The organism is Mycobacterium sp. NPDC003449 (genome assembly GCF_053588415.1).
Genome location: NZ_JBSFPX010000014.1, coordinates 1 through 21,092, shown reverse-complemented (window position 1 = coordinate 21,092; position 21,092 = coordinate 1). Strand labels below are relative to the sequence as shown.

Annotated in this window: 18 protein-coding genes and 1 pseudogene; 7 read left to right on the top strand and 12 right to left on the bottom strand. The window is 66.2% G+C overall.

What is annotated here, in order from left to right; all coding sequences use genetic code 11:
* Positions 1-25 precede the first annotated feature (25 nt).
* The 10 genes from ACWDTP_RS06565 to ACWDTP_RS06520 all read right to left on the bottom strand — a co-directional run bounded on the left by ACWDTP_RS06565 (position 26) and on the right by ACWDTP_RS06520 (position 12,915).
* The gene (locus ACWDTP_RS06565) at positions 26-1,762 is read right to left on the bottom strand and encodes an MCE family protein (RefSeq protein WP_450017769.1); all 1,737 of its coding nucleotides are present in this window, start codon (positions 1,760-1,762) and stop codon (positions 26-28) included.
* On the bottom strand, positions 1,763-3,142 hold the full coding sequence (locus ACWDTP_RS06560; protein ID WP_450017767.1) for an MCE family protein: 1,380 nt from the start codon (positions 3,140-3,142) through the stop codon (positions 1,763-1,765).
* Positions 3,139-4,632, bottom strand: a complete 1,494-nt coding sequence (locus tag ACWDTP_RS06555; RefSeq protein WP_450017765.1) for an MCE family protein — start codon at positions 4,630-4,632, stop codon at positions 3,139-3,141. Before ACWDTP_RS06555 ends, ACWDTP_RS06560 begins: the two co-directional genes overlap by 4 nt.
* Positions 4,632-5,717 (bottom strand): MCE family protein, encoded by a 1,086-nt coding sequence (locus tag ACWDTP_RS06550; protein WP_450017763.1) that lies wholly within the window; start codon positions 5,715-5,717, stop codon positions 4,632-4,634. Before ACWDTP_RS06550 ends, ACWDTP_RS06555 begins: the two co-directional genes overlap by 1 nt.
* The gene (locus ACWDTP_RS06545) at positions 5,717-6,742 is read right to left on the bottom strand and encodes an MCE family protein (RefSeq protein ID WP_450017761.1); all 1,026 of its coding nucleotides are present in this window, start codon (positions 6,740-6,742) and stop codon (positions 5,717-5,719) included. Before ACWDTP_RS06545 ends, ACWDTP_RS06550 begins: the two co-directional genes overlap by 1 nt.
* On the bottom strand, positions 6,739-8,013 hold the full coding sequence (locus ACWDTP_RS06540) for an MCE family protein (protein ID WP_450017759.1): 1,275 nt from the start codon (positions 8,011-8,013) through the stop codon (positions 6,739-6,741). Before ACWDTP_RS06540 ends, ACWDTP_RS06545 begins: the two co-directional genes overlap by 4 nt.
* A gap of 15 nt (positions 8,014-8,028) precedes the next feature.
* Entirely contained in the window at positions 8,029-8,886 is an 858-nt protein-coding gene (locus tag ACWDTP_RS06535; RefSeq protein ID WP_450017757.1) for an MlaE family ABC transporter permease, read from the bottom strand.
* Between the two features lie 6 nt (positions 8,887-8,892).
* Complete coding sequence (locus ACWDTP_RS06530) at positions 8,893-9,690, bottom strand: MlaE family ABC transporter permease (protein ID WP_450017755.1); 798 nt, start codon at positions 9,688-9,690, stop codon at positions 8,893-8,895.
* Between the two features lie 544 nt (positions 9,691-10,234).
* Positions 10,235-11,446 (bottom strand): CaiB/BaiF CoA transferase family protein, encoded by a 1,212-nt coding sequence (locus ACWDTP_RS06525; protein WP_450017753.1) that lies wholly within the window; start codon positions 11,444-11,446, stop codon positions 10,235-10,237.
* Positions 11,443-12,915 (bottom strand): aldehyde dehydrogenase family protein, encoded by a 1,473-nt coding sequence (locus ACWDTP_RS06520; RefSeq protein ID WP_450017751.1) that lies wholly within the window; start codon positions 12,913-12,915, stop codon positions 11,443-11,445. Before ACWDTP_RS06520 ends, ACWDTP_RS06525 begins: the two co-directional genes overlap by 4 nt.
* 265 nt (positions 12,916-13,180) lie before the next feature.
* On the opposite strand from ACWDTP_RS06520, the gene ACWDTP_RS06515 reads away from it, so the two are divergent.
* From ACWDTP_RS06515 to ACWDTP_RS06495, 5 genes are all read left to right on the top strand, one after another.
* Positions 13,181-13,882 carry an SDR family NAD(P)-dependent oxidoreductase gene (locus ACWDTP_RS06515; protein ID WP_450017749.1) on the top strand — a complete coding sequence of 234 codons (702 nt, stop codon included), beginning with the start codon at positions 13,181-13,183 and terminating at the stop codon, positions 13,880-13,882.
* Between the two features lie 16 nt (positions 13,883-13,898).
* The gene (locus tag ACWDTP_RS06510) at positions 13,899-14,771 is read left to right on the top strand and encodes a mycofactocin-coupled SDR family oxidoreductase (RefSeq protein WP_450017747.1); all 873 of its coding nucleotides are present in this window, start codon (positions 13,899-13,901) and stop codon (positions 14,769-14,771) included.
* A gap of 34 nt (positions 14,772-14,805) precedes the next feature.
* Positions 14,806-14,997, top strand: a complete 192-nt coding sequence (locus ACWDTP_RS06505; RefSeq protein WP_450017745.1) for a ferredoxin — start codon at positions 14,806-14,808, stop codon at positions 14,995-14,997.
* Between the two features lie 43 nt (positions 14,998-15,040).
* Positions 15,041-16,402, top strand: coding sequence for a cytochrome P450 (locus tag ACWDTP_RS06500; protein WP_450017743.1), 1,362 nt, complete (start codon positions 15,041-15,043; stop codon positions 16,400-16,402).
* 131 nt (positions 16,403-16,533) lie between these two features.
* Positions 16,534-16,869, top strand: a complete 336-nt coding sequence (locus tag ACWDTP_RS06495) for a hemophore-related protein (protein WP_450017741.1) — start codon at positions 16,534-16,536, stop codon at positions 16,867-16,869.
* Positions 16,870-16,971: 102 nt separating this feature from the next.
* Here ACWDTP_RS06495 and ACWDTP_RS06490 read toward each other — a convergent pair whose 3' ends face one another.
* Together ACWDTP_RS06490 and ACWDTP_RS06485 are read right to left on the bottom strand one after the other, a co-directional pair.
* A complete protein-coding gene (locus ACWDTP_RS06490; RefSeq protein WP_450017739.1) occupies positions 16,972-18,147 on the bottom strand; it encodes an acyl-CoA dehydrogenase family protein in 1,176 nt (391 codons plus the stop codon).
* A complete protein-coding gene (locus ACWDTP_RS06485; RefSeq protein ID WP_450017842.1) occupies positions 18,148-19,152 on the bottom strand; it encodes an acyl-CoA dehydrogenase family protein in 1,005 nt (334 codons plus the stop codon).
* A gap of 284 nt (positions 19,153-19,436) precedes the next feature.
* On the opposite strand from ACWDTP_RS06485, the gene ACWDTP_RS06480 reads away from it, so the two are divergent.
* Together ACWDTP_RS06480 and ACWDTP_RS06475 are read left to right on the top strand one after the other, a co-directional pair.
* A complete protein-coding gene (locus tag ACWDTP_RS06480) occupies positions 19,437-20,534 on the top strand; it encodes an amidohydrolase family protein (RefSeq protein WP_450017840.1) in 1,098 nt (365 codons plus the stop codon).
* 23 nt (positions 20,535-20,557) lie between these two features.
* Positions 20,558-21,092 (top strand): annotated as a pseudogene (locus ACWDTP_RS06475) (amidohydrolase family protein); the annotation flags it as partial.

The following is a 21,092-nucleotide window of genomic DNA, read 5'->3' as shown; positions in this document are numbered from 1 at the left end:
ACCGCTTCCAGCACAACGAGGCCCGTCAGGTGGGCATCATGTCCTGCCAGCTGTTCGCCTTGGTGGTCAGGTTGGTCTGTTTGTACAGCTTGCCGTCCTGGCCCTGGTACTCCCCGGTGCGCGGGTTGTACTTGCTGATCGCCAGCGACGGGCCACCGGACTGATTACCGGAGTATCCCGACGGCGCGATGGCCGGGTCCATCGACGTCGGCGGAGCACCGGGGTCGATCGGCGTGCCCGCCGGCGGACCGTGCGGCACCGGCACCTCCACAGGCAGATCGGCAGGAGGGATCGGCACGGTGTCGAGGTCGGGCGCGGGTGGCGGAGCCTGTCCCGGCACCGGCGACTCCGGGAACGTCACCGGACCAGGGGGCAACGCACCCGGCCCCATCGCCGGGAAGCTGGGCGGTCCCTGCGGTGCCGGCGGCGGAGGTCCCGCCACCGCCACCCCCGGGGGCAACGCCGTGCCGTCGATCGGGCCGAAGGTGTTGTCGTCAAGCTCTACTCGGGAGTCCGGTGCGATCCCCTGTGACACCAGGTTCGGATCGAAGGGGTAGGGGCCGAGGGTATGCTGGCGCTGCGCCAGCGGTTGATACCCCTTGGGGTCGTTGCACAATTCGACGGTGGGAGCCCGCTTTCCGGGGTGCTCGATACACGGGTAGTTACGTGCACCACGCACCGCGATCGGAGAATCCTGGGGCAGTTTGCAGTAGATGTTGTCCGGTGTGTCGATGACCGACACATCCGTCGGCGCCCGCCACGCCGACGGCGGCAGGAATCCCACCGTGCACGAGTTCGGGTCGCCCAGTCCCAGCGAGAACTCGCCGTTGGGGATACCGGTGGGGTTGTTGGCGGGCAGATAGGTCTGGGTCTGGGCCACATAGGGCGGGAAGAGCACCAGCACCTGCTCGATGGACGAGTGGTAGGTCACCAGGACCTGCCCCAGGGTGGTCATATTCGCCAGCAGCACAGGAAGTGTCGGCTTGATCTGGTTGAGCAGGCGGGAAGTCTCCTGCGCGAAGCCAGGTCCGTTCTGCAGAACGGACCGGAATTGCGGATCGTCGTGGACCATCTGCCCGGTGATACCGGCGAGGCTCGCCGCCCAGGTTCGGATCGAGTCGCCGGTCTGTGCCTGTGCATCCAGGAAGGGTCCGGAATCATCGATCAGTTGTCGGGTCTGGTCGGAGATTCCGTTGGCGTCCTTGGTGATGGTCGACGCCGAGTCGAGCAGCGAACCGAACTCGTAGCCGGTCCCGTTGAACGCGTTGTAGGACTCATCCAGCAGCCGGCTCAGCGAGTCCTTGGGGATGGTGTCCACCAGGGCGCTGAGCTGATCGAGCATCGGGCCGACCTGCTGCGGGACTTCGGTGTTTCCCACCGTGATCACCGAGCCGTCCTGCAGATACGGACCAGAACCGGTGCGCGGCAACAGCTCCACGTACTGCTCACCGACCGCCGACATGCTGCGGACCGCGGCATGCAGATCGGCCGGAACCTTCGGGGAGCGATCCAGGGACAGGGTCGCCTCGGCGCCCTTCTCGGTCAGATCCACCGAGGTGACCTTGCCGATCTGCGAGCCGCGGTAGGTCACATTGCCGAACCGGTACAGCCCCCCGGTCGAGGGCAGTTCCAGCTTCACCGTGATACGGCCGATTCCGAGCAACGTCGGTACCTGCATATAGGCGAACGCCATCACCGCCACGCCCACGATCGAGGCGACCGTGAACAGAATCAGCTGAGTCCGGACAAATCGCGTGAGCATTTATCCGCCACCCCCTGTTGTCGGAACCGGCGGGGCCGCCGGTGGCTGCCCGGATGAATTCGGTTGGGCTGCATACGGTCCGGCGAAGACTGGCGGCGGACCGTCCGATGCGGGTGGTGCGCCGAGGGCCGCACCAGGTGCCTGCTGCGGTACCACCGGCAACACCGGGCCGGCATAGGCAGGCGGGGCCTGCGGCGGCAACGGCGCTCCGGCTGCCGAGGTATCCAACGGCGCCTGTGCAGGCTCCGGCGGGAAGGCATCCGGCGGTGGCGGATTGACACCGGTCTTGAGCGGGTCGTAGGTGTAGTTCAAATGGGCCGGATCGCCGGGGGCCGGCACCAGTTGGGCGCCTTCCTGCTCCCACCGGGTGCCAAGCATTAAACTGCGCTTCAGGCGCGGAATAGTGAGGTCGATGGTGGCGAACAGGTTGAAGTAATCGCCACGGATATCCCGGTCGATGAAGCCCTGGGTGAACGGATAGTGCGCGGCGAACTCCAGGACGCTGGGCAGTTCCGGTCCGACATCGGCGAGTGCCCGGATGGCCGGTTCCAGGTTGCGCAGGTTGCGCACCAGATCTTGCTGGGAGTCGTTGGCCAGTTGGTTGGCGGTGTCGCTGAAGGTTCCGAGCTTCTGCAGGGCCGTGGTGAGCCGCGGCCGCTCGTTGATCAGCACATCCAGCGCGGGTGGAATCTTTTGCAGCGCATGGGTGATCACGTCCTTCTGACCGGCAAACGTGGAGGCCAGCCGGTTCAGCGACTGAATCGAGTTGACGATACTGTCGCGCTGCGCATCGAGGGTCCCGACGAACGTGTCCAACCGGGTGATCAGATTCCGGAAATCGGTTTCACGGCCGTTGAGGGCGGCACTGAAGTTGTGAATGATCTCGCCGGCCTGCCCGAGTCCGCCACCGTTGACCACCGCGGCCAACGACGACAACGTCTGCTCGGTGGTCGGGTAGGTCGAGGCATTGTTCAGTGGGATCGTCGCGCCCGCCGGCAGTGCGCCCTGGACCGGTTCACCGGCAGGAGGATTGAGCGCCAGGTGCATCGAGCCCAGCAGGCTGGTCTGTCCGACGCTGGCCACCACGTTCGCCGGTACCACGACCCCCGGCTTGACCGAGAACTCGACATCGGCATGCCAGTCTTTGACCGACATGCGGCGCACACTGCCCACCACCACGTCGTTCATCATCACGGGCGAGTTCGGTTCCAGCGTCGCCACATTGCCGATCTCGACGTGGTAGACGCTGGATTCGGACCCACGGCCCACCGCACCGGGCAGCGGCAGCGAATTGACCCCCTGAAAGGCGCATCCGCTGGCCGTCATCACGACACAGGTGCCGACGGCGATCGACAACCGCAGCCGTTTTCCGCTGATCATGCCGGGGGCGTCCCTTCTGCCGGAAGCGGCGGTGCAGGTACATCGGCGGGCGCAGGCCCCGCCTCGGGCGCCATCGGAGCCTCGGCCGGTAGCGGGCCGGGTACCGGGCCGGGCGCAACGGCCGCCGGGTCGAGCATGTCGCGCAACGAGGACGGCACGTTGGGTGGTACCACCGGCGGCGCGCCCGGGAGCATCTGCTGGGCCCCCGGCGGTGGTGTCCCCGGCAGGCGACCGGTGAACGGCGCCGGTGGCGGTGGGCCCGGGACGTAGGCGGACTGCGACGGCGGGATCGGGATGTCCGGTGTCTCGGGGGATCCGCCGCCACCCCCTGGCATCAGCCCGGGCTCGGAGTACACCAGGTTTTCCGGGTTCGCCGACGGCGCCAGGTAGGGCTGAATCGGGGCCGGGAAGTTGTTGAAATTCAGCAGGCGCAGGGCCGGGCCGAGGTACTGCGCGCACAACTTGGCTGTTTCGGGTGCCGTGACGTTCTCCACCGCGCCGATGGCACCGCAGATGAACTGGACCGGGTTGGCGAACCCGTGCAACACGAACTGGCCCACCGGGCTGCCGGTGTCCGGGTTGTAGATGTTGTACGCGTTCACCAGGGCGTTGGGCGTGATGTGCAGCAGGTTCTCCACGTTCAGTTTGTTGTCGACGAGGATCTGCGTGACGTTGGCCAGTCGCTGGACCTGCTCGGAGGTCTGCTCCCGGCTGCCCGCGACGAAACGCTGCACCTCGACGACCGCGGTCGACAGCTCGGACAGCGCCGCGTCGAGATCCGAACGGCTGCCGTCGATCACACTGGTGAGCGAGGCCAGACGGTTCTGGAAGGACACCACCTGCACATTGCTGTCCCGCAGCGCGGTGACGAAGATCTGCAGGTTCTTGATGATGTCGACGATGTTGCCGCTGCCCTCGGCGAGAATGCGGGCCACCCCGGAGAGTTGGGAGATGGTCTCGTGCAGCTTCACGCCGTTGCCGTCCATGGCGTTGGCGGTGGTGTCGATGAATCGGGACATCGATGTGCTGTCCGTGCCGTTCTTCGGACCGAGCTCGGTGGACAACCGCATCAACTGCTGTTTGACTTCGTCCCACTCCACCGGCACCGCGGTGTCATCCAGTCCGATGACGGCGTCCTCCGGCATGGTCGGCCCCTCGGACCGATACGGCGGGGTCAGCTGCACGTAGCGGGCGGCAACCAGGTTCGGCGCCACGATGATCGCCTTGGCGTCCGCGGGGATCTGTACCCCACGGTCCACCTTGAGGACCGCCCGGGTCTGGGTGCCCTCCGGTTTGATCGACTCGATCGTGCCCACCCGCACCCCCGATACCCGAACCTCGTCGCCGGGGTAGACCCCGGTTGCCGAGGTGAACAGGGCCGAGATCGTCTTGGGGGCGAAGAAGGCCTGGCGCACCAGGATCGCCGCACCCGCGACCAGTAGCCCGATCAGTGCGATCGACAATCCGGTGACGAGTCGTTTACGCCCCATCAGCGCGAACCTCCGGGGATTCCGTTGTACGGGATCGGGAACTCTGCTCGCGGACCGGCATTGTCCGGAGGCTGTCCGGCGTTGTTGCCGCGCCGGAACCCGAAGGCGTAGTCCAGGAACGGCTGCAACGCGGCCTGGCTGATCAACAGGTTGGGCACGAAGGCGTTGTAGTACGGTCCGTTGGCCAGTGTTTCGGCCTGGGCCAGCCAGAACTTCTTCATGTCCGGGAGCATCTTGTTGATGTTGTCGCGGTTCTTCTCCAGGATCTCGGTCACCCGGTTCAGCCGTTCCAGGGTCGGTGCCAGCTGCTGCTCGTTGTCGGCGACCAGACCGGTCAGTTGTCGGGACACCGCCGCGGTATTGGCCAACAGATCCACGATCGCCTGGCGCCGGTCGTTGAGCACACCGAGTAGGTCATTGGCGTTGAGTATCAAGGTGTTCAGCTGCCGGCTGCGCTCGGACAGGATGCCGGTCATATCGGCCGCACTCTTGAGCAGGCCGGCCAGGCTCTCGTTACGGCCGTTGATCGATTTCGACAGCCGGCTCAGCCCGTCGAAGGTCGGCCCCAGGCGCGGGGCCAGCTGATTGATGGTCGCCGAAAGCGTGTCCAGTGACTGGTTCAGCGATGTGGTGTCGGTACCGGCGGTGTTGGTGGTCAGTTCACCGACCGCATCGGTCAGCGAATACGGCGAGGAGGTACGCGAGGTCGGGATCACGTCGGTGGTGCGCAGCGTGCCGCTGCCGTCGGACTCCAGCGTGAGTACCCGTTCGCCCAGCAGCGAACCGGTACGGATGTGTGCGGTGGTCAGCGAGCCGAGCTGCTGCTTGCCCTCGGTGGTGAAGGTGATCAGCGCATCGCCGTTCTGCAACGAGATGCCCGTGACAGAGCCGACTTTGATGCCGGAGATGGTCACGTCGTTGCCGACGGCGATACCGCCGGCCTCGGTGAACAATGCCTGGTGACGCACCGAGCCGGCCCACTGGATCAACCGTTCGGGCTGCAGGCCGACGGCAATCACCAGCACCATCAGGACGACGCCGATGAAGCCGGCCCTGACCAGATTGGAATCGCGGTATTTCAGCATCAGGGCTCCGCGCACCTCCCGCCTTCTTGTTTGAGCCAGGGGAAGACCGCGGTTCGGCCCTGAAGGTCGGTGACCCGCAGGTTGACTCCGCACACGTAGTACATGATCCAGCTGCCGTACGACCCGAGCCGGGCCATCTTGCGGTAGTTGTCCGGGCCCTTCTGCAGGCCGCGATCGAGCACCGCCTTGTTGTCGTCGAGCAGCGGGGCCAATCGGTTGAGTTGGTCCACCGTGCCCTTCAGGGGCGGGCGAGCCTCGGTCAGCAGGCTGGCCATGGATGCGGTGCCGTTGTCGATCGAGGTGATGGCGTTGCCGATCGGGTCGCGGTCCTCGGACAGTCCGCTGATCAGCTTCTCCAGGCGGTCGATGGTGGCCGAGAACTTGCCGCCGTCCTTGTTCAGCGTGCCGACGACCTGGTTGAGATTGTCGATGAGCTGTTGAACGACCTCGCTGTTGTCGCCCAGCGTGTTGGAGAACGAGGAGGTCTTGCTCATCAACGAGTCGAGGGTGTCCCCCTGCCCCTGGAAGATGTTGATCAGCGACGAGGTCAGCGCGTTCACGTCCTGCGGATTGAGCCCCTGGATCACCGGGCGCAACCCGCCCAGCAGCAGATCGAGGTCGAGGGCACCCTGGGTGCGGTCCTTGGGGATCTGCGAGCCTGCAGGCAACAGCCTCGTCGAACCGGGACTGTCGAGCAGTTCCAGATAGCGGTCGCCGACCAGGTTCAGATACCGCACCGCGGCCTTGGTGCCGGTGGTCAACGCGACGCTGGGGTCGGAGTCGAATTCCACCAGCACCGACTTGTCCTGCTGCAGCGAAACGCTTTTGACGGTGCCGACCCGCACACCGGCGACTCGAACCGAATCACCGGACTCCAGCCGGGATGCATCTGTGAATACCGCCGAATAGGTCGAGTAACTCCCGCCGCGGTATTCGGAGAAGGTCATGAACAGGAACGCGGTGAGTACCGCCATCACGACGGCGAACGTCCCGAACTTCAGGAATGTGCTTCTGCCGCGGCTCATCCCGGTTGTCCGATCTGTGCGGTGTTACGCGGCGGACCGTCGAGCGGCCCGAACAGGATCTGCTTGAGACCGTCGGAATTGAGCAGGATGCCCTGGTTGCCGTACTGCCACGGGTTCGCATTGGTGTCGGTGACAAGGTATTTCGCGCGGTTCCCGAAACCGACGTTGGGTAGCCCCATACAGTGTGGTCCGCCCTTGGCCGCGACCTTCGGCAGGTTCTGCGGATACCGGTATCGCTCGACGCCCAGGGTGAACGCCAACTGCACGACGATGCCCGGATCCATCGCCGGAGGTTGGTTCTTCACCGTGATCATGCCCTGCAGCGCACATTTGAGCGCCGGCGAGTATTCGTTGAGCAGATCGGTGGTCGGCACGAGGGTGCCGAGCAGATTGCTCAGCGCGGGCCGGTTGCCGCCGACCACCTCGTTGCCGATGTCGGCCAGCCCGATCATGCTGACCAGGAAGGCGTCGAGGTTGCGCTGTTCGGCGACGATGGTGTCACTGATCCGGTTGGTGTTGTCGACGGTCTCGACCAGGTTCGGTGCCGCATCGGCGTAGGCGTTGGACACCGATGCCGTCGACTCGATGTCGCGTGACAGATTCGGCAGGCTCGGTTCGATCTTCGCCAGCAGTTTCTCGAAATCGGAGAGGGTCTGCCCCATCTTCTCGCCGCGCCCGCTGAACGCCGAGGACATCGCGCCGAGGGTCTCGTTCAACTTGGCCGGGTCGATCTTGTCCAGCACCTGGGTGAGCTGCTGGAACACGGTGTTGATCTCGACGGTGACGTGCTCGCCCTGCAACACCCGTCCGGCTTCGATGGTTCCCTCCGGGTTGGCGGGGGGCACGAAGTCGACGTACTTCGCCCCGAACACCGTTGAGGAGGCGATGTCCGCACTGACGTTGGACGGGATCAGATGCATCAGACCTGGCTTCATCTCCAGGTGTAGGGCCGCCCTGCCGTCGGACAGCGACTCGATCGAGCCCACCTTGCCGATCTCCACGCCCCGCATCTTGACCTTGGCGTCCGGGTTCATCACCAGGCCTGCGCGATCGGAGATCACCGTGATGGGAACGGTCTTGGTGAAGCTGCCGCGGAACAGCGCGACGGCCAGCGCCACGATCATCGCGATCGCCAGCACCGTTGCGAGGCCGGCCAGTGGCCGCGTCGAGCCCCGCGCACCGAAGCTTCGTCCGGCGCGCGCGGCTACCGGCGCTGCGGTGGTTGTGGTTTCGGACCGGTGGGCTGGCCCGGGACCGACCTGTTTGCTCACAGCCTCTCCCGCCCGCTAGCCACTGAGGTTGAAGTTTCCGTTGGAGCCGTAGACCGACAGTGACACCAGCAGGGTCACCGACACCACGACGATCAGCGAGGTGCGCACGGCGTTGCCCACCGCGACGCCGACACCGGACGGTCCGCCGGACGCGAAATAGCCGAAGTAGGTGTGGATCAGCAGGATCGTGATGGCCATGAGCACCGCCTGCAGGAAGGACCACAGCAGATCGATCGGGTTCAGGAAGGTATCGAAGTAGTGGTCGTAGAGCCCACCGGACTGTCCGAGCAGCACCACCGTGGTGAACTGCGAGGCCAGAAACGACAGGATGACCGCGATCGCGTACAGCGGGGTGATGGCGACCATCCCGGCCACGATCCGGGTGGACACCAGGTATTCGACCGGCCGAATCGCCATCGACTCCAACGCGTCGATCTCCTCGTTGATCCGCATCGCACCCAGCTGCGCGGTCACCCCGGCGCCGAACGTGGCGGCCAGGCCGATACCGGCCACCACTGGCGCCGCGATGCGCACATTGATGAAGGCGGCGAGGAATCCGGTCAGGGCCTCGATGCCGATGTTGCCCAGCGAGGAGTACCCCTGGATGGCGAGCACACCGCCGGTTGCCAGGGTGAGAAATCCGACGATCACCACGGTGCCGCCGATCATCGCCAATGTGCCCGCGCCCATGGAGATCTCGGCGATCAACCGGACGAGCTCCTTGCGATAGTGCAGCGCCGCATGCGGGGTTCCGGCCAGCGCCCGCAGATAGAACAGGGTGTGATCACCGACCCGGCCCAGTGTCGATACCGGCTTGTTGAACTGCCGGGTCAGGCGCGGATACGTCGAGCGCAGAATCGTCATCGTTCCCATGGCCGGCTATCCCGTCGTCATCCGGATGCCGATCGCCGTCACCACGACGTTGATCACGAACAGCGCCATGAAGGCGTACACCACGGTCTCGTTGACCGCGTTGCCCACGGCCTTGGCGCCACCTCCCACGATCGTCAGCCCCCGGTAGCAGGCCACCGTTCCGGCGATCAGCCCGAACAGCGCGGCCTTGATACACGAGATGACCACCTCGGGCACCCCGGTCAGCAGCGTGATGCCGGCCGCGAACGCACCGGGATTCACGTCCTGGATGAACACCGAGAACACGTAGCCGCCCAGGATCCCGATGATCACCACCAGGCTGTTGAGCAGCAACGCCACCAGGCCCGAGGCCAGGATGCGCGGGGTGACCAGGCGTTGCACCGGGTTGATGCCCAGCACCTCCATGGCGTCGATCTCCTCGCGGATGGTCCGCGAACCCAGGTCGGCACACATCGCGGTGGCCCCGGCGCCAGCCACGATCAGCACCGTCACCATCGGGCCCAGCTGGGTGACCGCGCCGAACGCGGCGCCCGCGCCCGACAGGTCGGCCGCGCCGAGCTCGCGTAACAGGATGTTCAGCGTAAAGCTCACCAGCACCGTGAACGGGATCGCCACCAGCAATGTCGGCGCCATCGAGACCCGCGCCACGAACCAGCACTGCTCCAGGAACTCGCGCCCCTGAAACGGTCTGCGGAACACGAACCGGATCGCGTCCAGCGACATCGCGAACAACGCACCGACCGCCTGCATCGGCCCGGATAGATTGCGCACCAAGGGGATGCCGGTCGACCATCTATCCGCCATCGGCCCGCCGCCCTTCGAGCCCAGGCACACCCGAACGAAGTACGTTCCAGCGCAACGTCATCCATCTCGGCTGAACCCGTGGATCAGTGTATTGACAAGACCCCCAAGATATTTCAGCACCACCGGGCCATCCGTGGGCCGAGAGTGGTATCGGCCGCCAGGCGCCCGGCGTCACCGCGCCCTCAGGAACTCGGCGCAATTTGCGCTCACGTCGAACCACCCCTACCTTCCCCCCGCGACGGCGACATCCGACGACAGGCTCGCCTGTTCGACAGTCACCAGGGGGCCGATGCTATCGGACTCGGCCGGTACCGCGAGGGCAAACAACCCAGAACTTGCTCCGGTGGTTGATAATTGGCGTGAGCCCCCCTGGTGCGGCCGTACCGCTCCGTCGCGGTCCACCGCGGCCGCCACGACCAGGCGATCCAACCCGACCGGGTTGCGCGGGCGCACCGGAACACCGCGCGTCACCCGCCTCAGCTGGGTCGTCCAGCCCGGCGGCGAGGTCCCGATCGAGGCGATGTGGGGCATGGCAGGTAGGGGCCTAGGTGACGGCGCCGGCCGTCTTGAGGTCGATGATGCGGTCCCAGTCCAGACCGAGTTCGGCCAGGATGTCATCGGTCTGCTCGGCGAAGCCGGGGGCCGCGCCCGACTCGGGAGCCCGGACGTCGAACTGCACCGGGTTGGCCACCAACTCCAGCTCGCCGGCCCTTACGAGATACTCGTTGGCCCGGATCTGGGTGTCCTGCGCGGCCTGCAGCGTGTCCTGCACGGGGGCCCACGGTCCGGCCAGGGTGGAGAATCGCTCGCTCCATTCCGGCAAAGTCCGCTTCGCCATCGCCGCGCCGAGGATCTCGACGGCCGCCGGGGTGTTCTCGGCGAAGGATTCGGCCGTGGCGAACCGCGGATCGTCGATATAGGACTCCAGATCCATATGCCGGCAGACGTCGGCCCAGAACTTGGTCGGCTGCATCATGACGAACGAGATGTAGCGGTCGTCGGCGGTGGCGTACAGACCGACCAGCGGGTTGATCGGTGAACCGTGCACACCCGGTGGCGGTGTCACCATCAGCTGGTTCAGGTGCTGGGTCAGTGCGACAGTGTGGCCCATCGACCACAGCCCGCTGCCCAGCAGCGACACGTCGACCACCGACGGCTCGCCGGTGCGCTCCCGTTTGAGCAGGGCCGCGGCGATCCCGCCGGCCAGGTTGGTGCCCGAGATGGTGTCACCGTAGGCGGGCCCCGGTGGCGCGATCATTCCCTCCATCCCGGCCGGGGTGATGGTCGCCGCGGTGCCCGCCCGGCACCAGAAGGCGGTCATGTCGTAGCCGCCCTTGACCGCTTCCTCGCCGCGGGGCCCCAGCGCACTGCCGCGCGCGTAGACGATGTCGGGATTGACCGCGCGGATGTCGTCGACGTCGATGCCGAAACGCTGCCGGTGCCCGGGCAGGAAGCTGGTCAGGAACACGTCGGCACGTTCGGCCAGCGCCAGCAGCACTTCACGCCCTTGCGGTACCGACATGTCCAGACCGATGCTGCGCTTGCCCCGGTTGGCGTGTTCGATGTTCGGGTTCGGGTCTCCCTCGACCCGCAGCGGTCCGGTCTGGCGCAGCCCGCGCTGGGGATCGCCGGTCACGGCGTGCTCGACCTTGATGACGTCGGCGCCCCACTCGGCGAGCACTGCCCCCGCCGACGGCACGAAACCGTACATCGCGACTTCGAGGACGCGAATCCCTTCGAGCGGCCCGCCGGTCATGAAACCACTCGCGCGAACGTCTTCGACTCCAGGAACTCCTCCAGCCCGGCGGTGCCCATCTCCCGGCCGATGCCCGACTGTTTGTAGCCGCCGAACGGGCTGTCCGGGCTGAAGTAGTTACCGCCGTTGATCGAGAAGGTCCCGGTCCGGATCCGGCGGGCCATCGCCAGCGCCCGGTCCTCGCTGCCGAAGATCGCACCGGACAGGCCGTAGATCGAGTTGTTGGCGATGGCCACCGCATCGTCGTCGTCGGTATAGGCGATCACCGCCAGGACCGGCCCGAAGACCTCCTCCTGGGCGATCTCACTGTCGGGGTCGACGTCGGCCAGCAGGGTGGGCGTGTAGAAGAAGCCGGGGTCGACCTTCTCCCCACCGGTGACCAGGGTGGCACCGGCCTCGACGGCCCGCTTGACCATGCCGTCGACCTTGTCGCGCTGCTTGTCGCTGATCAGCGGACCCATGTAGGTCTTGGGATCGGTCGGATCTCCGTAGCGGACCAGGCCGAAGTTGTTCTTGATCAGCTCGACGATCTCGTCCTTGTGCGTGGCCGGCACCAGCAGGCGCGAGGTCAGCGCGCAACCCTGACCGGCGTGGGTGACCATGCTGAACGCCGAGAACAGCGCGGCGGTGTTGAAGTCGGCGTCGTCGAGCACGATCGCGGCGGATTTACCGCCCAGTTCCAGGAACACCTTCTTGAGCGTTTCGCTGGCGGCTGCCATGATCCGCCGCCCGGTCGGCGTCGAACCGGTGAAGGTCACCATGTCGACGTCGCCGCTGGCGGTCAGTACCGCGCCGACGTCGGGATCGGCGCCCGAGAGCACGTTGACGACACCCGGCGGGATGTCGGTGTGTTCGGCGATGAGTTCACCGAGCGCCAGGGTGATCAGCGGGGTGTCGGGGGCGGACTTGAGCACGACGGTGCACCCGGCGGCCAGGGCCGGGGCCAGCTTGGCCAGCGCCAGCTGGTTCGGATAGTTGTAGGCGATGATCGCGGCGACGACCCCCGCCGCCTCCTTCTCCACCCACCGGTGATGCTGCATACCCCGGCTCTCGATATTGCCGAGGTCCTCGGTCAGCGGGTAGGTCTTGAGCAACTCGGCGTAGAACCGCACGATGTCGATCGGCTGGTCCAGCTGAGCCCCCGCGCACAGCGCGGCGGTGGCCCCGACTTCGGCCGTGGTCAGTTCGGCGAGCTCGTCCCGGTGCTCGAGCAGGGCCCGGTGCAACTGCTCCAGGCAGCGCACCCGCAGTTCGGTGTTGGTGGACCAGTCCGTGGTGTCGAAGGCCAGGCGGGCCGCGGCGACGGCGGCGTGCGCGTCGGCGACGGTGGCGTCGGGGGCATGGCCGAGCACGGTGCCGGTCGCGGGATTGATCGAGGGAAACGTCCGCGGCGTATCGCGCAGCTCTCCGCCGATCAACAGCCTCCGGTCAGCCCGCTTTTCGTCCGCGATGGTCGACGTTTCCTGCATCATCCTCCTCAGCCGATTCCGTGATGTGATGGAAACTTCATTCTCATCACCGGCGAATCATACATTCACATGATGAGAACTCAAGCAAACCTAGATGGGCTAGTCATGGCCTATCCGACCGGCTAGTTCGCGCCTTATTCTCACTGCCTGCGGTACGCCCACATCTTGCGATATACAGAAGTACGAGAGTACGGTTCTCATAATCGGAAGGAAGATTCTTGAAGCTTGAGACGCCCGCGGCCAGCCCGGCGCCAGGAGTTCAACGGTGAAGAACGCCGTCGTCACCGGAGGCGGTTCCGGCATCGGTGCGGCCATCGTCGCCCGACTGCGCGCCGACGGCCTCAATGTCGCCACCCTCGATCTGGCGCCCTCGGACGACGAGCACGCCCACGTCGCCGATGTCACCGACCGCGCCGCGGTGGACGCGGCCCTGAACGCGGTGCGCGCCCAACTCGGCCCGATCTCGGTACTCGTCAACGCCGCCGGACTGGATTGCTTCAAGCGGTTCACCGACGTGTCGTTCGACCGCTGGCAGCGGGTCGTCGACGTCAATCTCAACGGCGTCTTCCACTGCATCCAGGCCGTGCTGCCGGAGATGATCGAGGCGGGCTGGGGCCGCATCGTCAACATCTCCTCCTCCAGTACCCATTCGGGTGCTCCCTATATGGCCCCCTACGTCGCGGCGAAGTCCGCGGTCAACGGTCTGACCAAAACCCTCGCCCTGGAGTACGGGCCCGCGGGCATCACCGTCAACGCCGTCCCACCCGGCTTCATCGACACCCCGATGCTGCGGGCTGCGGCGGGCAAGGGGTATCTCGGCGATATCGACAAAACCATCGAAGCGACTCCGGTGCGCCGGATCGGCCGCCCCGAGGACATCGCCGCGGCGTGCGCATTCCTGGTCTCCGAGGAAGCCGGCTACATCACCGGCCAGATCCTCGGGGTCAACGGCGGCCGTAACACGTAACGAAAGGACACGCACAGTGGGGAATTCAGAAGGCCGGGTGGCCGGGAAGGTCGCATTCATCACCGGTGCGGCCCGCGGGCAGGGACGCAGCCACGCGATCCGGCTGGCCGAAGAGGGCGCCGACATCATCGCCGTGGACATGTGCAAGGACGTCGACACCGTCGGCTACAAGATGGCGACCCCCGAAGAACTCGAAGAGACCGCCCGCTTCGTCGAGAAGGCCGGGCGGCGCATCGTCACCGCGCAGGCCGACGTCCGGGAGGCCGCCCAGCTCAAGGACGCGCTCGACACCGGGCTCGCCGAATTCGGCAAGGTCGACATCGTGGTGGCCCAGGCCGGGGTCGCGGCGATGAAGGGGCAGCCGCCCATGCAGGCCTGGACCGACGGCATCAACACCAACTTCGTCGGCACCATCAACGCCATCCAGGTCGCCCTTCCGCATCTGGCCGAAGGCGCCTCGATCATCGCCACCGCATCGGCGGCCGCCCTGATGGACGCGCACAACAAGCCCAACCCGGGCGCCGATCCGGGCGGAATGGGCTACATGGTCTCCAAACGCCTGATCTCGGAGTACGTGCACTACCTGGCCACCGAGCTCGCCGTCCGCGGCATCCGGGCCAATGTGATCCATCCGACCAACTGCAACACCGACATGCTGCAGAGCGAGCCGATGTACCGCTCGTTCCGACCGGATCTGGAGAACCCCACCCGCGCCGACGCCGAACCCGTCTTCGGGGTCCAGCAGGCCATGAAGGTGAACTTCGTCGAACCCCAGGACATCAGCAATGCGGTGCTGTGGCTGGCCTCCGACGAGTCACGCTTCGTCACCGGCATGCAGTTGCGCGTCGACGCCGGGGGCTACCTCAAGTGGTACGACTACCACGTGTGATGCCGCGTTCATCGATAGGAAAGGGGCTGGCACAGTGAAGGTTTCGGTCGATGCGAGTCGTTGCCAGGGCCACACCCTGTGCTCGATGATCGCACCTGACTCGTTCGAACTCGACGATGTCGACGGTCACGCGTCACCGGTCTCGGAGGTGGTGCCCGCCGACCAGGAGGAGGCGGTGACCGAGGCCGCCCACTCCTGCCCCGAGCAAGCCATTGTCATCGAGTGAATCTTCCGCCACACCCAAATCGAACACCAAGGGAGACAACGCCGTGAGCACGCATGAGGTCACGACGGACGCCGACCGTAAGAAGAACAGTTACCACTTCGACCGGCACACACCGGAATACCGTCTGCAGTTCCAGGAGATCACCGAGGAGATGCAGTCCCGGTGCCCGATGGCATGGTCCGATGCCTACAACGGGCACTGGGTGGCCGCCGACAGCAGGCACGTGTTCGAACTGGCCCGCTGCCCGGTGGTGTCCAACCACCACGACATCAGCGGCGAGACACCGTTCCAGGGCATCACGATCCCGAAGGCCAGCCGCGCCACGGTCGTTCGCGGCGGCATCCTCGAAATGGACGAACCCGAGCACAGCGCGTACCGCGGTGCGCTCAACCCTTACCTGTCCCCCGCGGCGATCAAGCGGTGGGAGCCGTTCGTCGACGAGATCACCCGCGCCGCGCTCGACGAACACATCGAATCGGGCCGGATCGACTTCGTCGAGCATCTCGCCAACGTGGTGCCCGCGGTGTTCACGCTGGCGATGATGGGCATCGAGCTCAAGAAGTGGAACGTCTACAGCGAGCCCACCCACGCTTCGGTCTACACCCCCGAGCACTCCCCCGAGCGGGAGAAGATCAACGAGCAGCACCGCGAAATGGGCATCGACATCATCAACAACATGATGGAGATCCGGGAGAACCCGCGGCCGGGGCTGGTGAACGCGCTCCTGCAGCTGCGGATCGACGGCGAGCCCGCTCCCGATATGGAGATCCTCGGCAATCTGGGCCTGGTGATCGGCGGCGGCTTCGACACCACGACCGCACTGACCGCCCACGCGCTGGAGTGGCTTGGCGAGCACACCGACGAACGCGAGCGGCTCAGCCGCGAGCGCGGCACCCTGCTGCACCCCGCCACCGAGGAGTTTCTCCGGTTCTTCACGCCGGCACCCGGTGACGGCCGGACGTTCTCCGAGGATGTCGAGGTCGAAGGGCAGCAGTTCAAGCAGTACGAGCGGCTGTGGCTGTCCTGGGCGATGGCCAACCGGGATCCGTCGGTGTTCGACAAGCCCAACGAGATCATGCTGGACCGCAAGGGCAACCGCCATTTCAGCTTCGGCATCGGCGTGCACCGGTGCGTGGGCTCCAACGTGGCCAGGACGGTGTTCAAGTCGATGCTCACCGCCGTGCTGGACCGGATGCCCGACTATGTGTGCGACCCGGAGGGCACCGTGCACTACGACACCATCGGCGTCATTCAGGGCATGCGTAACCTGCCCGCCACCTTCACGCCGGGCAAACCGCTCGGACCCGGGTTGGACGAGACCCTGAAGAAGCTGCAGCAAATCTGCGATGAGCAGGAGCTGGCGCGGCCGATCACCGAGCGCAAAGAGGCCGCGGTCATCGACTGATTCGCCGATCTCACCTGTAACAGCAGCACCCCCCGTGTCGATAGTCCTGTTAACCTCGGTTGAGGCCACTTGACAGGCAAATGTGCACACTCGCCGCCGTACCGGCGGAGCAGATGGGGGTAATTGGAGAGATGATGAAGTTTTCGCGCGCAAAACTCGCAATGGCCGCCGGTGGGCTCGCCGTGGCGATCCCCGCCACGGCCGGTGTCGCAACCGCGGCCCCGTTCGATTCGGCGGTCAACACCACCTGCACCTACGAGCAGGTGGTCGCCGCGATCAACGCGGAGCAGCCCGCGCTCGCGCAGCAGTTCAACGCCTCACCGTTCGCCCAGGGTGCGCTGCGCAGCTTCCTGGCGTCGGGCCCGGCCGAACGCCAGCAGACCGTGAACCAGCTGCAGAGCAGCCCCGCGGCGCAGGAATACTTCGGACCGATCAACTCGATCGCCGGTAGCTGCAACAACTACTGAGCCCACGTTCTCTGCGCGAGCAGACGTGTAGGTACCCGAAAATGGCGTTTCCCGGGTACCGCCGCGTCTGCTCGGCGAAAAAGGTGGGCGGCCGGGCGAAGGTCAGCGGCGCGGCAGCCCGAGCACCTGGGTCGCGATGATGTTGCGCTGGATCTCCGATGTGCCACCGGCGATGGTGCCGCCGAAGCTTCTGGCGTAGCGTTCGAACCAGCTCGCGAAGTAGTGGTCGAGGTTCATGTGTTCGTAGGGGCCGGTGGTGGTCGGGTGGATCAGGCCGTCCGGACCCGCTGCGGTCAGCGCGTTCTCGAGCGCATTGCGCTCGGCCTCGGACCCGAACAGCTTGAGCACCGACACCGACGCGGTGTCGGCCTCACCGCGCGACGCCTTGGCCAGCGCGGTCGATCCCATGGCGCGCAACGCCTGATAGTCCATGACGGTGGTGGCGTACTGGTCACGTTCGAGTTCGGTGCGCGGTTCGAAATCGGCGAGCATGTTGTCGATGCGGTCGGCGAACCCGAGCCACATCATGGTGCGCTCGTGTCCCAGCGAGCCGTTGGCCACACCCCAGCCACCGTTGAGTGGTCCGACGAGGTTCTCGGCGGGCACCCGGGCGTCGGTGAAGAACACCTCGTTGAAGTCGAGATTGTCCGGTCCGCACATATCGGCGAACGGTCGGCACACCACGCCGGGGGTATCGGTCGGGATGATCAGCGCGCTGATCCCCTTGTGCTTGGACACATCCGGATCGGTCCGCACGAACGTCAGCAGGAAGTCGGCGTCGTGGGCCCCCGAAGTCCAGACCTTCTGCCCGTTCACCACGAAGTGGTCCCCGTCCGGGACGGCGCGCGTGCGCAGCGAGGCCAGATCGGATCCGGCGCTCGGCTCACTCATCCCCAGCGACGCGGTCTTCTCACCGCGCAGCACCGGCACGGCCCAGCGGTGCTTCTGCTCGTCGGAGCCGAACGTCAGCAGCGATGCCGCAATGATGTTGACGCCCTGCGGATTGAAGCTGTGGTAGATCCGGCGCCGGCACAGTTCGTCGAGGTGGACGAAGGTCTGCACTACGGTGGCGTTGCGCCCGCCGAACTCCGGCGGCTGGGCCGGCAGCAGCCAGCCGTTGTCGAACAGCAGCCGCTGCCAGTCGCGGGCCCACTGCGGCATATGCGACACCGATCGGGGCCGCTGCAGGGTCTGCGCCTCCGACGGCAGGTTGGCGTCCAGGAACGCGATGAACTCGGCGCGGAACTCCTCGACGTCGGAGTCGAATGTCAGCTGCATCTACAGTCCCCTGTACGTCGTGCGGTACTCGGCGGCGATCAGCGCCCGGTGCTCGGCCGCACCGCCCAACAACAACTCGCCGGCCTTGGCCCGCTTGAGCGCGAACTGGGCGTCGTTCTCCCAGGTGAAACCCATCGCCCCGAACAACTGCACGCCGTGGCGGAACACCACCGCCTGGCACTCCCCCGCCGCGGCCTTGGCCATCGACGCCGACAGCCTGCGGCGCGGGTCGTCGGCCGCGATGGTCAGCGCCGCGAAGTAGGCCAGCGCACGCGCACGTTCGATCGCGACGTGCATATCGACCGCCTTGTGCTGCACGGCCTGGAAGGATCCGATGGCCGCGCCGAACTGCTGACGCTGCTTGACGTGCTCCAGGACCAGGTCGAGGACCCGCTGGCAGGCGCCGACGGTCGTCACCGCCATCCCGGTCAAGGCCAGGTGCCGGGCCTTCTCGGGATCTGCGTGCACCCGGGCGGTGTCGTCGACGTGCACGTCATCCACCGTCACCGCCGCCACATGAAGGACCGGATCGAATACCGAATCGCGCTTGGCGACCACCTTGTCGGCGTCGACGAGGAACACGCCGGCATCGGTGACGACGGCGAACGTCTCGGCCCGGTCACCGTCGAGCACGTGGTGCGCGGTCCCGGCCAGCACCCAGCCGCTGTCGTCGCGGTTGGCCCGCACCCCGCCGTACACGGCGGCGCCCGCCCGCGCGGCATCGAAGCGCTCCCCGGCGAGCGGCGCGAACTGGGTCATGGTGGCCAGATACGGGGTCAGGTCGGTGGCCCGCCCCAGTTCCTCCAGCACGATCGCCAACTCGACCGCGTTCTGCGGATCGGTCAGCTCGGTCCAGCCCTGATCGATATAGCTCTTCCACAGGGGCGCCGGATCGACGCCCCGTTCGGCAACGTCGCGGACCAGCGTCGCCGGGCATTGTTTGGTCACCGCGTCCCGCACGGTCTCCTGCCACAGCCGTTGATCGGCATCGAATTCCAATAGCACCCGCACGCCTCCTGATGCGCCCTCACGTCGGTATGAGAATAGCATTCTCATGAGTCGATCTAGCGTTCTCGCCTCATCGATAGGGATTCTCCGCAGGTCAGCGCACAATGGCCGACAAAAGGGACCGCTCACCTGCTGCAGCGCCGCGATCCCGTCCGAGAATAATATTCTTGCTATTGAAGAATTCGGATCTAGACTGGGCACAGGTCCGGTGTCATGGGCGCACCGTCGGCGATGCGTGCGCACCACGATTCCGGACGAACATCGGAGGAACAGCCTTGACCATGCAGCATCCGGACGGGACGACGACGCCCCTCGTCGACGCGAGCGTGCACGTCTTCTTCGGGTCGAACCGAGACCTGCGGCAGAACTTCCTGCGGGAACCGTTCGCCAGCCGCGGATTCCCCGACTACGAGATGAATTGGTACGGGGCGCCCGGCGGTGAATACGCCAAGGGGACGAAGGGACCTGAACGCCAATACCCGGGTTCCGACCCCGATCTCGCCGCCGAGCACCTGTTCGCCGAGCGCGGCGTCGACATCGCGGTTCTGCACCCGATGACGCGCGGCATCATGCCCGATCGCCACCTCGGCACGGCGCTGGCCAATGCGCACAACGAGATGATGGTGACGCGCTGGCTCGACCACGCCGAGCACGGCGAGCGGTTCCGCGGCACCATCCGGGTCAACCCGGACGACACCACCGGCGCCCTGCGTGAGATCGACAGGTACAAAGACCATCCGCGGGTCGTGCAGATCGGCGTGCCGATGCAGTCGCGCGAGCTCTACGGCAAGCCGCAGTTCTGGCCACTGTGGGATGCCGCGGCCGAGGCCGGCCTGCCGGTGGCCGTCCATATCGAAAGCGGATCGGGAATTCAGTTCGCCCCCACACCATCCGGCAAGACCCGGACCTATGAGCAGTACCTGGGCTTCATGGCGCTCAACTACCTCTACCATCTGATGAACATGATCGCCGAGGGCGTGTTCGAGCGGACCCCCGACCTCAGGTTCGTCTGGGCGGACGGAGCGGCCGACCTGCTGACGCCGTTCATGTGGCGGATGGACTGCTTCGGCCGCCCCCACCTGGAGCAGACGCCGTGGGCCCCCAAGATGCCCAGCGACTATCTGCCGGGGCACGTCTACTTCATCCAGGGCGCGCTCGACGGACCCGGCGATACCGAGTTCGCCGGGGACTGGTTCGGCTTCACCGGCAAAGACGACATGCTGATGTTCGGCTCGAGCTATCCGCACTGGCAGCTCAACGAGCCACGCGTGCCGACCGCGTTCACCGCCGAGCAGCGCGACAAACTGTTGTGGCGCAACGCCGCCGAGCTGTACGGGCTGCAGAGCGCACTCACATCGTCCGCCCTTGCGGCGCAGTAGCGGGAATCCGGGAGGCTGGCAGAATGTCCATTACGGCGAACCCACGGGTACCGGCGGCCGAACGCATCGCGGTGCGCTGCGTCGACTCCGATGTCCACCCGATGCCCAGACGCGGCGAGCTGCTGGACTACATCCCCGAGCCGTGGCGCAGCAAGTACTTCATGAGCCACCGGGTGGGCGAGCAGATCTACTACGACGCACCGGATTACGCGCACTCTTATGCGATGCGACTCGACGCGTTCCCGCCCGACGGGGAATTCGCCTGCAGCGACCCCGATATGGCGCTACGCCAGCTCGTCATGGAGGCCGGATCGGACATCGCGATCCTGGAGCCGACCCACACCGAGAGCCGGCTGGGTGAGGCCACCGCGGCCTACTGCACCGCGGTCAACCAGTGGCTCACGAACCACTGGCTCGAGTCCCACAACAACTGGCATGAGCGCTGGCGCGGGTCGATCTGCGTGGCCATCGAGGAGCCGCAGACCGCGGTGGCCGAGATCGAGCGGTGGGCCGGGCACCCGTACATGGCGCAGATCCTGATCAAGGCCGAACCACGGC

Excerpts from the sequence above, each read along its gene's own strand:
- ACWDTP_RS06565 (WP_450017769.1), bottom strand. The coding sequence starts at position 1,762 with ATGCTCACGCGATTTGTCCGGACTCAGCTGATTCTGTTCACGGTCGCC.
- ACWDTP_RS06560 (WP_450017767.1), bottom strand. The coding sequence starts at position 3,142 with ATGATCAGCGGAAAACGGCTGCGGTTGTCGATCGCCGTCGGCACCTGT.
- ACWDTP_RS06555 (WP_450017765.1), bottom strand. The coding sequence starts at position 4,632 with ATGGGGCGTAAACGACTCGTCACCGGATTGTCGATCGCACTGATCGGG.
- ACWDTP_RS06550 (WP_450017763.1), bottom strand. The coding sequence starts at position 5,717 with ATGCTGAAATACCGCGATTCCAATCTGGTCAGGGCCGGCTTCATCGGC.
- ACWDTP_RS06545 (WP_450017761.1), bottom strand. The coding sequence starts at position 6,742 with ATGAGCCGCGGCAGAAGCACATTCCTGAAGTTCGGGACGTTCGCCGTC.
- ACWDTP_RS06535 (WP_450017757.1), bottom strand. The coding sequence starts at position 8,886 with ATGGGAACGATGACGATTCTGCGCTCGACGTATCCGCGCCTGACCCGG.
- ACWDTP_RS06530 (WP_450017755.1), bottom strand. The coding sequence starts at position 9,690 with ATGGCGGATAGATGGTCGACCGGCATCCCCTTGGTGCGCAATCTATCC.
- ACWDTP_RS06525 (WP_450017753.1), bottom strand. The coding sequence starts at position 11,446 with ATGACCGGCGGGCCGCTCGAAGGGATTCGCGTCCTCGAAGTCGCGATG.
- ACWDTP_RS06520 (WP_450017751.1), bottom strand. The coding sequence starts at position 12,915 with ATGCAGGAAACGTCGACCATCGCGGACGAAAAGCGGGCTGACCGGAGG.
- ACWDTP_RS06495 (WP_450017741.1), top strand. The coding sequence starts at position 16,534 with ATGATGAAGTTTTCGCGCGCAAAACTCGCAATGGCCGCCGGTGGGCTC.
- ACWDTP_RS06490 (WP_450017739.1), bottom strand. The coding sequence starts at position 18,147 with ATGCAGCTGACATTCGACTCCGACGTCGAGGAGTTCCGCGCCGAGTTC.
- ACWDTP_RS06480 (WP_450017840.1), top strand. The coding sequence starts at position 19,437 with ATGCAGCATCCGGACGGGACGACGACGCCCCTCGTCGACGCGAGCGTG.